Here is an 11145-nt window from a genome sequence, read left to right on the forward strand (position 1 = left end):
CCAACTCACCTGGCGAGCCCCCGACATCAAAGCCCTCAAAATCCGCGCCGGCTAGACCCCCGTTCCCGGGGAAAAATCTGTGAGGCACACGCCCCATCAGCCGGGGACTTGACTATGAGGCACCACGATCCGCGCCGCGGCGCAGCGGGAGGCACGACCACAGACTGCCTTCAGTTGACAGGCGGGCTCTCGACGGCGGGCGCCTGGGGGTGCCGGTGGCCGGTCAGGGCGCCCTGGTGGCGGCGGGCGATCGTGCGCAGGTCGGCGGCGGTCGGGCCGGGGGAGGGCACGAAGACGGCGTCACGGTAGTAGCGCAACTCCTCGATGGACTCCTGGATGTCGGCCAGCGCCCGGTGGTTGCCCGACTTGGCAGGCGAGTTGAAGTACGCCTTGCTGAACCAGCGGCGCGACAACTCCTTGATGGTGCTCACGTCGACGTTGCGGTAGTGCAAGTGGCCCTCGAGTTCGGGCATGTCCCGGGCCAGGAACGCCCGGTCGGTGCCGACGGTGTTGCCGGCCAGGGGCGCCTTACGCACCTCCGGCACCCACTCCCGCACGTAGGCGAGGACCTGGGCCTCGGCGTCCGCCATCGTCGTGCCGGTGGCGAGCTGCTCGAGCAGGCCCGAGGTGGTGTGCATGGTGCGGACGTAGTCGCCCATCGCCTCGAGCGCGGCCGGTGGCGGGGCGATGATGATGTCGACTCCCTCGCCGAGCACGTTGAGCTCGCCGTCGGTGACGAGGGCGGCCACCTCGATCAGGGCGTCCGTGCCGAGGTCGAGCCCGGTCATCTCGCAGTCGATCCACACCAGTCGGTCGTTCACGGCGACCACTCTAGGGGCAGCCCCATGTGTTAGGTTGGCCGAGGCCCCACTGCCGGTGGGGTTGTCGTGGAATCCCAGTGAAGTCCGGTGAGAATCCGGCGCTGTGCCGCAACTGTGAAGCCGACGGGAGTCGGATGAGCCAGGTCACCTGCCCACGACCACGCATTGTCCTCGGACGAAGGGCAGTTCGTGCGGCATGGACCAGTCCGTTGCAGCCGACTACTTCGTCCTCCGTACTGATCGGAGGATCACCTGTGAACCACCACCATCGCGCCATCGCGCGCGCACTCGCCGGCGTCCTGGGGTTGGCGGTGCTCGCCGCGTGCGGTGCACCCGCACCCTCGGCGTCCACCCCCGGCCCGGCCCAGTCCGCGGCCACAGCACCTGCCACCGCACCCGCCGGCGACTCCGCCTTCCCCGTCGAGGTTGCCAGCGGCGGCGCCGGCTCGACCACGACGATCACCATCGCCGAGCGTCCGGACGCGATCATCTCGCTCAGCCCGACCGCCACCGAGACCCTCTTCGCGATCGGCGCCGGCGAGCAGGTCAAGGCCGTCGACGACCAGTCCAACTTCCCCGCGGACGCCCCGCGCACTGAGCTGTCGGGCTTCACACCCAACGTCGAGGCGATCCTGGGCGAGGCGCCCGACCTGGTCGTCATGGCCGGGGCCGACGAGGACGTCGTGGCGAGCCTGGCCAAGGCGGGCGTCCCGACCCTGGTGCTGCCCTCGGCGGCGAACCTCACCGAGGCCTACGACCAGATGGAGCGCCTCGGCGCCGCCACCGGCCGCCTGGCCGAGGCGAAGGCACTGGTCGCGAAGACCGACGAGGCCATCGACGCCGCCGTCGCGAGCGTGCCCGAGCGCCAGGGCGAGACCACCTACTTCCACGAGCTCGACCCCACGCTGTACACCGTCACCGGGGGCACCTTCATCGGTGAGATCTACGGCCTGTTCGGCCTGACCAGCATCGGGGACGCCGCGGGCACCGCCGACCTCTACCCCCAGCTGTCGGAGGAGTTCGTGGTCGAGCAGGACCCGGACCTGATCTTCCTGTCCGACACCCAGTGCTGCGGGGTCACCCTCGAGCAGGTCAAGCAGCGCCCGGGCTGGGCCGGCATGGCGGCCGTCGAACACGGACGGGTGCACTCGGTCAACGAGGACATCGCCAGCCGCTGGGGCCCGCGCGTCGCCGACTTCGCCGCCTCGGTCGCCGAGCAGGTCAAGGCGTTGGAGCCGGCGCAGGCATGACGTCCTCGACCGCCCGCGCCGCCGGCGTCCCCCTCAGCGCACTCGACACCCCCGCCGTGGGGTACCGCAGGCTGCGCCGCGTCGGGGTGTGGCTGGCGGCCGGGCTGGTCCTCGTCCTCGCCCTGGTCGCCGGCGCGCTCATCGGGCCCGCCGGGCTGACCCCGGGCGGCGTCCTGCTCGAACTGGTGGGGGCACTGCCCGGCATCCACGTGGACTCGGGGCTGTCGGCGCAACAGCAGGCCATCCTGTGGCAGATCCGCCTGCCGCGCGTGGTGCTGGGCGCGCTCGTGGGCGCCACCCTGGCCGTGTCGGGCGCCGCCTACCAGGGCGTGTTCCGCAACCCGCTGGCCGACCCCTACCTGTTGGGGGTGTCGGCGGGCGCCGGCCTGGGCGCCACCATCGCGCTCACCGTGCAGGCCGGCTCCCTGTCGGTGCCCTTGTCGGCGTTCATCGGCGGGCTGCTGGCCGTCGGGGCCACCTACGCGCTGGGGTCCAGCGTCGGTGGGGGGCGCTCCTCCAGCGTCATCGTCCTGGCCGGGGTGGCCGTGGCCGCCTTCTTCAGCGCCATCCAGACCACCTGGCAGCAGTGGTTCGACGACTCGCTGCTGGCCGTCTACTCGTGGATGCTCGGCAGGCTGAGCACCAACGGCTGGAGCGATGTGCTGATGGTGCTGCCCTACGTCGTGGTCAGCTGGGTGGTGCTGCTCCTGCACCGACGCACCTTTGACGTGCTGGCCGTGGGCGACATCGAGGCGGCCAGCCTGGGCATCAACGTGCCGCGCGTCCGCCTGGTGCTGGTGCTCACGGCGACGTTGGGCACCACGGGCGTGGTGTCGGTCAGCGGCCTGATCGGCTTCGTGGGCATCATCGTGCCGCACGCGGTCCGCATCATCATGGGCGGCTCGCACCGCATCCTGCTGCCCATGGCGATGCTGTTCGGTGCGGTGTTCCTCGTCCTGGCCGACGTGGTGGCCCGGTCGCTGGTCGCCCCGGCCGAGCTGCCGATCGGCGTGGTCACCGCGCTGGTGGGCGCACCCTTCTTCCTGGTCGTGCTACGTCGCAACCGGAGGCTCACGTGACCGTCGTCGAGTGCCGGGACCTGCAGGTGCCGCGCGGCGAGCGCATCGTCATCGACGACCTGTCCCTGGTCGTGCGGGCAGGGGAGTGGGTCGCGCTCGTCGGCCCCAACGGGGCGGGGAAGACGACCTTCCTGCACGCCGTGTCTGCCCTGCTGCCCAGCAGCGGATCGCTGTCGGTGCTGGACCACGACCCCCGCACCCTGTCCCGCAAGCAACTCGCCCGGCTGGTGGCGCTCATGCCGCAGCACCCCGTGGTCCCGCCCGGCATGGTCGTGCGCGACCTCGTCATGCTCGGCCGCACCCCCTTCCTGGGCAGCTTCGCCACCGAGTCGCCGGCCGACCGGGCGGCCGTCGACGCCGAGATCGCCCACCTGGGCCTGGAGTCCCTCGTCGACCGGGCCGCCGACAGCCTCTCCGGTGGCGAGTTGCAACGCGTCATGCTGGCCCGCGCCCTGTGCCAGCAACCTCGCCTGCTGCTGCTCGACGAACCCACCAGCGCCCTCGACATCGGCCACCAGCAAGGGGTGCTGGAACTCGTCGACCGGCACCGCCGCCAGCGCGGCATCACCGTGCTGGCCGCGATGCACGACCTGACGCTGGCCGCGCAGTACGCCGACCGCGTCGTCCTGCTCGACCAGGGGCGCGTGGTGGCCGACGGCGCCCCCGAGGACGTCCTCGAACCCGACATGCTCGCCCGCACCTATGCCGCCCAGGTCGAGGTGCTGTCCCGGCCCGCCGGGCCGGCTGTCATCCCCGTCCGCGGGGCCGTAGCCAGGAGGTTGCCATGACCCAGGAACTGCCCCGCCACGACCAGGCCCCGCCCCCGGTCCGCAAGGTCGACTCGATCGTCCTGGTCAACACCGGCGACGGCAAGGGCAAGTCGACCGCCGCGTTCGGCATGATCATGCGCTCGGTCGCCCGCGACTGGCCCGTGTGCGTCATCCAGTTCATGAAGTCGGGCAAGTGGCGCGCCGGCGAGGTGGTCGCGGCCCGGCAGCTGGGCGCCGAGTGGTACACCCACGGCGACGGCTTCACCTGGGAGAGCGACGACCTCGACCGGTCGGCGGGCATCGCCCGCGAGGCCTGGGCGCTGGCGGCCGAGGCGCTGGCGTCCGGTCGCTACCGGCTGGTCGTGCTCGACGAGATCACCTACGCGATCAACTACGGCTGGATCCCTGCCGACGAGGTGTGGGACGCCCTGCGCGGCCGGGCTTCCACCACCAACGTCATCTGCACCGGGCGCAACGCCCCGCCCGCACTGGTGGATCTGGCCGACACGGTCACCGAGATGCGCAACATCAAGCACGCCTACGAGTCGGGCGTCCGGGCGCGACGCGGCATCGACTACTGACCCGTGAGGGTCCCGTGGCCAGGCGTCAGTGGCTAGGCTGATGGCGTCCCCGACCGTCCCGTTCGTCAGGAGTGCACCCATGGATCCGAACAACCTCCAGGAGATCCTCGAGGAAGCGCCGGCCCAGCGGGAGAACCTGCGGCAGTTCATCGACAAGCTCGTCAACCAGGGCTACACCGTGGGGGACGCCGAGGGTCCCGACCCGGCGCTCATCGACCCGGGCGGCCGCGCGGTCGAGACGTGGCGGGAGGACTACCCCTACGACGAGCTGCTGACCCGCGACGCGTACGAGGCCGAGAAGTACCTCCTCCAGGTCGAGCTACTGAAGCTGCAGTACTGGAGCCAGGACAACGACGTCCGCCACATCCTGCTGTTCGAGGGCCGGGACGCCGCGGGCAAGGGTGGCACGATCAAGCGCTTCACCGAGCACCTCAACCCCCGTGCCGCGCGCGTGGTGGCGCTGACCAAGCCGACCACCACCGAGCAGGGGCAGTGGTACTTCCAGCGCTACATCAACCACTTCCCGACGTCGGGCGAGATCGTGATGTTCGACCGGTCCTGGTACAACCGGGCCGGCGTCGAGCGCGTGATGGGCTTCTGCAGCGACGAGCAGTACGAGACCTTCATGCGGCAGGCGCCCGCGTTCGAGCAGATGATCATCGACGAGGGCATCCAGCTGACCAAGTTCTGGTTCTCGGTGACCCAGCGCGAGCAGCGCACCCGGTTCGCGATCCGCCAGATCGACCCCGTGCGCCGCTGGAAGCTGTCGCCGATGGACCTCGAGTCGCTGGACCGGTGGGAGGACTACACCTCCGCCAAGGAGGCGATGTTCGAGCGCACCGACACCGACCACGCCCCGTGGATCACGATCCGCTCGAACGACAAGAAGCGCGCGCGCCTCAACGCGATGCGCGCGTTCCTGAGCAAGTTCGACTACGACGGGCGCGACGACTCGGTCGTGTATGAACCCGACCCCAACATCGTGGGCCGCGGCCGCGACACGGTCGGCGACTGATCACCTCCGTCACTCCCGGCGCGGGGGCGGACCCACCCAGTACCAGAGCCACGCCCCGCCGAGCAGGCCGATCGCGCCCACGGTGAGGGCGGCGGCCGACAGGGACGCCACCGCGGCCAGCCCGCTGACGAGCAGCGGCCCCGCGGCCTGACCCAGCCCGGTGACGAGTCGCCACCCGGCGAGGAACTGGTGGCGGCCGACCGCGGGGGAGGCGTCCGAGCCCAGGGTGAGGACGATGCCCGAGCTGATGCCGTTGCCGACGCCCAGGCCCAGCGCGATCGCGGTCAGGCCGGCTGCCGTCGCGGTGAGGGGCAGCAGGCCGAAGGCGGCGCCCATGATCACCATCGCGGGGACGGCCACGGCCCGGCGGCCGAGCCGGTCCATCATCGAGCCGCCGAGGTAGAACAGGGTCAGGTCGATCGCCGAGGACGCCGCGAAGATCAGGCTCGTCTCGGCCGGCCCGAGGCCGATCTCGGCGGCCCAGAGGGGGAGCAGGGCGTCTCGCGTGGCGCGCACGAGCATGAGGGCGGCGGCGCCGATCCCGACCGTCAGCAGGGTGCGGGTGTGCGCGCGCAGCACGGACGCCATCCTGGTCGGTTCGCCGCTGTCGTGGTGTTCGGGCTCGGGGAGGTCGGGGAGCAGCGCGCTCGTGGCGGCGGCCGCCAGCGAGGTGATGATCGCCAGCCAGTAGGCGGCCCGCAGGTCGAACACGGTGACGACGGCGGCGCCGGCCAGGGGGCCGAGCAACGCGCCCACGCGGAAGACGCCGCCGAGGGTCGACAGGGCGCGGGCCCGGAACCGGAAGGGGATGAACTCGGTCAGGAAGGACTGGCGTCCGATGATGAGGACCGCGCCCGACAGGCCCATGACGAGCACCGCGGCGGCGAGCACCCACAGGTGGGTGGCGAAGCCGGCGACGGCCATGCACGCGGCGTCCAGGATGAGCGAGCCGACGATGGCGCGCCGCTCGCCCACCCGCTGGGTGAGCGCGCCCGCCGGCAGTGCGCCGAGCAGGCCGCCGATGCCGAGCAGGGCCACGACGAACGCCGCCTGGGCGGTGGTGGCGCCGAGGTCGTGCGCGGTGAGCGCGATGAGGGGCGTGACCGCCCCGAACCCGATGAACGACAGGGTCGTGGGCAGGTAGACCGAGATCGCGAGCCGGCGCCACTGCTTGCCGGAGAGCGATTCGTCGGTCACGTCGCCAGAACCTACACCCGGGCCCTTGGGAGGGGAGGGGGTGACCGCTACGCTCATGGTTGAAAGAGCAACTAGTGGGGGAGCTGGTGATGGAGAGGAAGAAGGTGGCGTCGAGCGATCGCGCCGCGCGCGTGGCCGCGATGCAGGCCGAGCAGGCGCGCAAGGAGCGCCGGTGGCGGATCGGGATCGCGGCCGCCGCCGCCATCCCCGTGGTGGCGCTCGTCGTCGCCCTCGTCCTGCCCCTGGCGATGGGGATGCGCTCGAACGAGACGCCGGTGGCGTCGGGCCCGATCGAGGGCGTCCAGACGTTCAGCGGGCTGACCGCGAACCACGTCTCGACCGCCGTCCAGTACGCGCAGCACCCGCCCGTCGGCGGCGACCACACCGGCTACTGGCAGAACTGCGGCATCTACGACGAGCCGATCGACCCCATCGAGCCGGCGGTGCACTCGCTGGAGCACGGTGCGGTGTGGATCACCTACGACCCCTCCCTGTCCTCGGATGAGGTCGGAACACTGCGCGCGCTGGCGCGCAACAAGCCCTACGCGATGCTGAGCCCCATGGAGGGCCTGCCCGCACCGATCGTCGCCAGCGCGTGGGGCCTGCAGATCACGGCCGAGTCGGCCTCCGACGAGCGCCTGCCGAGCTTCCTGGCCACGTACATGCAGGGCCCGCAGACGCCCGAGCGCGGGGCGTCCTGCTTCGGTGGCGTCGGGACGCCGAGCCGATGACCCGCCGCTACGTCCTCGTCGCGGCCGTGGTGGCTGCGGTCGCGCTCGCTGCCGCGTCCTTCCTGTTCGGACGCCTCAGCGTCGGCGAGTCCGCCACCCGGCCCACCGCCGTGGACGTGGGGTTCGCCCGCGACATGGCCGTCCACCACCAGCAGGCCGTGCTGATGTCGGAACTGCTGCGCGAGCGGGGGAGCGACGCCGAACTGAAGGCCATCGCCGTCGACATGGTGCTGACCCAGACCAACCAGGTCGGCCAGATGCAGGGCTGGCTGGCCCTGTGGGGCGAGCCGTTCGCCACCGACGAGCCGCCGATGCGCTGGATGGGTGGGTCGCACGCCCACCACGCGGCTGATGCGCCCATGACCGGGATGGCGACGCAGGAGCAGCTGAACTCGCTGGAGGGGGCGTCCGGCGTCGACGCCGAGCGGACCTACCTCGAGCTGATGATCCCGCACCACCAGGGCGGCGTCGAGATGGCCCAGCACGCCGTCGACCACGCCTCGCTCCCGGCCGTGCGTGAGCTCGCCCAGTCGATGCTGCAGGCGCAGGCGACCGAGCTGGAGACCCTGCAGAAGTTCCTCGACGCCCGGACGCCCTAGACTTGTCCGTCGAGCCCCCGTAGCTCAATGGATAGAGCACCGGCCTTCTAATCCGATGGTTGCCCGTTCGAGTCGGGCCGGGGGCGCTCATCCCCTAGTCAGAGCCATATCGGTTTCGGCGAGGAGGCCCGAAAAGGGCCCCCGTACCGACTTTGGTACCGACTTTGAGTTTTCGGCGACATCGAAACGCCTAGAGAAACGGCGCGATGTCGCTCTTGTTGCCGAGGGGATCGCGCCCCAAGTAGACACTCATGGTCATGGAGGCATCTGAGTGCCCGAGCTGGTCGGCGATTACGGCCACCGGCACGCCGGCCTCGGACAACAGGGTGGCCACGGTTCTGCGGAAGGTGTGGGGGATCGCCCAGGTGAAGCCCGCGCCGTCCAGGACATCACGCGTCCACTTGCCGAGGTTGCTGTCACCGGGCGGGACGTTGTTCGGCCCATACTTGCGCAGGCCGTTCGGCAGCACGTGCTCCTGAGGGAAGCCAAGGGAGAACACGTAGGGATCCGGGTGCTCCCACCCGAGCATCACGTCTCGGCGGTGGCGCAACCGATCGACCAACCACTGCGGAAGGGTGTTCATGCGGTCGGAGCAGGTCGTCTTCGTCCCGCGGATGCGGACCCGTCCGGCGTCCAGATCGACGTCCTCCCACAAGAGCAGGCGCGCCTCGTTGATCCGCGCACCGGTCCCCGCCATGAGGGCTATCAGGTCTGCGGTGGCAGCCCACTTGCATTGGGTGCGGGGATTGGTCGCGGTTCGCGCCAAGGAGTCGGCATGCTCGAGCACCTTGGCGCGTTCGGCCCTGGTGAAGGCGCGTTTCCTGTTCCTCACCGACTGAAGCGCCCTAGGTTTCGTGCCGCTCTTATACGGGTTGCGGCTCTCGGGTGAGGGTCGCGTAGTGGGCTGCCTCGTACTCGGCGGGGCCACGTAGCCGAGGGTACTGTGCAGGCGCCGGTTGTTGTACCAGTCGACCCATCCCGACGTCGCGAACTCGACGTCGACGATGGTCCGGTAGGGGTCGGCGTGGAACACGGTGGTGCGGATGCACTCGGTCTTGTAGAGGCCGATCACGCACTCCATGAGCGCGTTGTCGTACGCGTCGCCCACCGACCCGATCGAGGGCCGGACACCCTCGAGGTCGAGGTGTTCGGTGAACCGGATCGACGTGTACTGACTGCCGGCGTCGGCGTGGCCGATCAACTCCCCGGCCACGATCGGGTGCCCGTCGCGGTGGCGCTGCCACAACGCCATCCGCAGGGGGATCATCACAAGGTCGGTGTCCTTGCAGGTCGACGCATGCCAGCCCACGATCCGTTGGGCGAACACGTCGACGATGAACGCCACATACGTCCACCCGACCCACGTGCGGACGTAGACATCCCACGCGAGTCAGGTGTCAAGCGGCGACAGGTTGCGGGGTTGGTGATGGCTGCGCCCAAGCGGCGTCATCGTCCCAAGGCTCGTGTTTCTGTAGGCACCACCACAGTCGGCCGAGGAGCTTGTTGGCGAGGTTGCGTAGGGCTGCGTTGTGGTGGTCACCTGCGGCGCGCCGCCGGTCGTAGTGCGCTCTGGCCCCCGGTGATCTGGTCAAGGTCGCGAACGCCCACCAGTGGCAGGCGTCACCGAGACGCTTGTTCCTGATCCTTCGGGCCTTGACGTAGTGCGACCGTCCCGAGGCACGAGTGATGGGCGCGGTGCCGGCGAACGCGCGCAGACCGGCCGCGGTCCTGAATCGGGTCGGGTCGTCGCCGACTTCGGCGAGCACCCTGGCCGCCAGCACCGGTCCAAGACCCGGCACGGACCGCAGGATCGGCGCCAGCTCGTGAGCATCGAAAGCGACGGCCATCTCGGCCTCGAGCTGGTCGACGGCGTCGCGCATCGCGACGATGATCCGCAACTGGCCCTCGACGGTGACACCGAGCGCCCGTTCGACCGGCTCGGGCTGCCGCAGCGCTGGCGTCTTCAGGTCAGCCAGGATCTGCTCGACCAGGGCCGGGTCGTTGCGTCGGCCGCAGCGATGCAGCAGCGCCTCGACACGACGACGGGTCAACCGCTGCCCTGCAGCCGGTGTGGGTGCCGCGGCCAGGATCGTGGTGGCGGCATGCTGCTGCATCTTGGGGAACGCCTTGACCGCCTGGGGGTAGAACTCCAGCAGCACTGCGCGCAGCCGACTGATGGTCTGGTGCAGTGCCCAGATCGCCTCCTGATGCTGGCGCGCCAGCGCCTTCACGGCGAGCCCCTGGTCGCTGATCGACGGCAACGGCCGATGGATGTGCAGGTCGGTGCGCAGCACATTCGCCAGCGTGGTGGCGTCGGCCGGGTCCGACTTGGCTCCCGCCTGCCCATGCCGCTCGCGATAGCGGGCCAGCGCCTTGGGATTGATCGGATAGACCGTGAAGCCAGCCGCCGCCAAAGCGGTGACGAACAGGTTCTTGTCGGTCTCGATCGCCACCGGTGTCAGTTCCGGGCTGCCGCCGTGCTCGGCGATCAACGCCAACAACGCGGTGAACCCAGGCAGATCGGCGCTCACCCGCTTCCTAGCCATGACCATGCCGCCTTCGTCGACCAGCGCAACGTCGTGATGGGCCTCAGCCCAGTCGATTCCGCACGTCAGTGCTGCACTTGCCATCTGAATCCCTTCGCATCGGAGTGAGCAGAGCGAGCGTCCAGGTCGTGCGGCGCCCTAATGGCAGCGCTCGTCGGCGCGACATCTCACAAGCCGTTCACGAGCCCAGGAACCGGCAGGGTCACCGTCTACGTTGAGACCTCGGCGAAGTCGGTTGCATCAATGCAGTGATCACCTCACGGCAGCTCACCCACAGACTGCGGCTGGATCGGTCAAATCTCAGTGAGCCCTGCCGGATCCCTCTGGACGTGTCGGAACGGGGGTCCGACCTTCCCATTAGGTGAAGTCCGTGACCCAGGTGTGATCGGGCCGCGGGGCGGTGAAGTCCCGGTTCAGCAGGTCACCGGCACGGACCCCGTCCTTGGCGGGGATCGTCGTGCGGATGCCCTTCGCCCTCGTGATGCCCGACAGCCCGAGCGCCCGCATGGCGCGGTCTACGGCGCCCCAGGACGCGTCCGGGAGTGCGGTGCGGCGA

At 70.2% G+C, this 11145-nt stretch carries 11 protein-coding genes, 1 tRNA gene, 2 pseudogenes and 1 riboswitch; of the genes and pseudogenes, 8 read left to right on the top strand and 6 right to left on the bottom strand.

The window, feature by feature from the left end; genetic code table 11:
* Positions 1-170 precede the first annotated feature (170 nt).
* Complete coding sequence (orn, locus tag H5397_RS15160; RefSeq protein ID WP_182818454.1) at positions 171-821, bottom strand: oligoribonuclease; 651 nt, start codon at positions 819-821, stop codon at positions 171-173.
* Positions 822-857: 36 nt separating this feature from the next.
* A riboswitch (cobalamin riboswitch) is annotated at positions 858-992 on the top strand.
* Positions 993-1075: 83 nt separating this feature from the next.
* Between orn and H5397_RS15165 the strand changes: the two genes are divergently transcribed.
* From H5397_RS15165 to ppk2, 5 genes are all read left to right on the top strand, one after another.
* Positions 1076-2071: an ABC transporter substrate-binding protein gene (locus tag H5397_RS15165; protein ID WP_220492333.1), complete on the top strand. Its 996-nt coding sequence runs from the start codon at positions 1076-1078 to the stop codon at positions 2069-2071.
* On the top strand, positions 2068-3150 hold the full coding sequence (locus tag H5397_RS15170) for an iron ABC transporter permease (protein ID WP_182818457.1): 1083 nt from the start codon (positions 2068-2070) through the stop codon (positions 3148-3150). The genes H5397_RS15165 and H5397_RS15170 overlap by 4 nt, the downstream gene beginning before the upstream one ends.
* A complete protein-coding gene (locus H5397_RS15175; RefSeq protein WP_182818459.1) occupies positions 3147-3938 on the top strand; it encodes an ABC transporter ATP-binding protein in 792 nt (263 codons plus the stop codon). Before H5397_RS15170 ends, H5397_RS15175 begins: the two co-directional genes overlap by 4 nt.
* Positions 3935-4501: a cob(I)yrinic acid a,c-diamide adenosyltransferase gene (cobO, locus tag H5397_RS15180; RefSeq protein WP_182818460.1), complete on the top strand. Its 567-nt coding sequence runs from the start codon at positions 3935-3937 to the stop codon at positions 4499-4501. The genes H5397_RS15175 and cobO overlap by 4 nt, the downstream gene beginning before the upstream one ends.
* 79 nt (positions 4502-4580) lie before the next feature.
* Positions 4581-5516 carry a polyphosphate kinase 2 gene (gene ppk2, locus H5397_RS15185; protein ID WP_182818461.1) on the top strand — a complete coding sequence of 312 codons (936 nt, stop codon included), beginning with the start codon at positions 4581-4583 and terminating at the stop codon, positions 5514-5516.
* A 9-nt stretch (positions 5517-5525) separates the two neighbouring features.
* Here ppk2 and H5397_RS15190 read toward each other — a convergent pair whose 3' ends face one another.
* Positions 5526-6713 carry an MFS transporter gene (locus H5397_RS15190; protein ID WP_243760791.1) on the bottom strand — a complete coding sequence of 396 codons (1188 nt, stop codon included), beginning with the start codon at positions 6711-6713 and terminating at the stop codon, positions 5526-5528.
* 89 nt (positions 6714-6802) lie between these two features.
* Here H5397_RS15190 and H5397_RS15195 point away from each other — a divergent pair, with 89 nt between their 5' ends.
* The 3 genes from H5397_RS15195 to H5397_RS15205 all read left to right on the top strand — a co-directional run bounded on the left by H5397_RS15195 (position 6803) and on the right by H5397_RS15205 (position 8129).
* A complete protein-coding gene (locus H5397_RS15195) occupies positions 6803-7444 on the top strand; it encodes a DUF3105 domain-containing protein (RefSeq protein ID WP_182818464.1) in 642 nt (213 codons plus the stop codon).
* Positions 7441-8043, top strand: a complete 603-nt coding sequence (locus H5397_RS15200) for a DUF305 domain-containing protein (RefSeq protein WP_182818465.1) — start codon at positions 7441-7443, stop codon at positions 8041-8043. Before H5397_RS15195 ends, H5397_RS15200 begins: the two co-directional genes overlap by 4 nt.
* Positions 8044-8056: 13 nt before the next feature.
* Positions 8057-8129: transfer RNA gene (locus H5397_RS15205), tRNA-Arg, on the top strand.
* Positions 8130-8233: 104 nt separating this feature from the next.
* On the opposite strand, the gene H5397_RS15210 is transcribed toward H5397_RS15205, so the two are convergent.
* The 4 genes and pseudogenes from H5397_RS15210 to H5397_RS15225 all read right to left on the bottom strand — a co-directional run.
* Positions 8234-8875 (bottom strand): site-specific integrase, encoded by a 642-nt coding sequence (locus tag H5397_RS15210; RefSeq protein WP_309224385.1) that lies wholly within the window; start codon positions 8873-8875, stop codon positions 8234-8236.
* A 31-nt stretch (positions 8876-8906) separates the two neighbouring features.
* Positions 8907-9418: pseudogene (locus H5397_RS15215) on the bottom strand (integrase core domain-containing protein); the annotation flags it as partial.
* Positions 9419-9440: 22 nt separating this feature from the next.
* Positions 9441-10673 carry an IS110 family transposase gene (locus H5397_RS15220; protein ID WP_182818468.1) on the bottom strand — a complete coding sequence of 411 codons (1233 nt, stop codon included), beginning with the start codon at positions 10671-10673 and terminating at the stop codon, positions 9441-9443.
* Between the two features lie 276 nt (positions 10674-10949).
* Positions 10950-11145: pseudogene (locus H5397_RS15225) on the bottom strand (IS3 family transposase); the annotation flags it as partial.

Origin of the sequence: Propioniciclava sp. MC1683 (assembly GCF_014164675.1) — a bacterium.
Lineage (GTDB): Bacteria > Actinomycetota > Actinomycetes > Propionibacteriales > Propionibacteriaceae > Propioniciclava.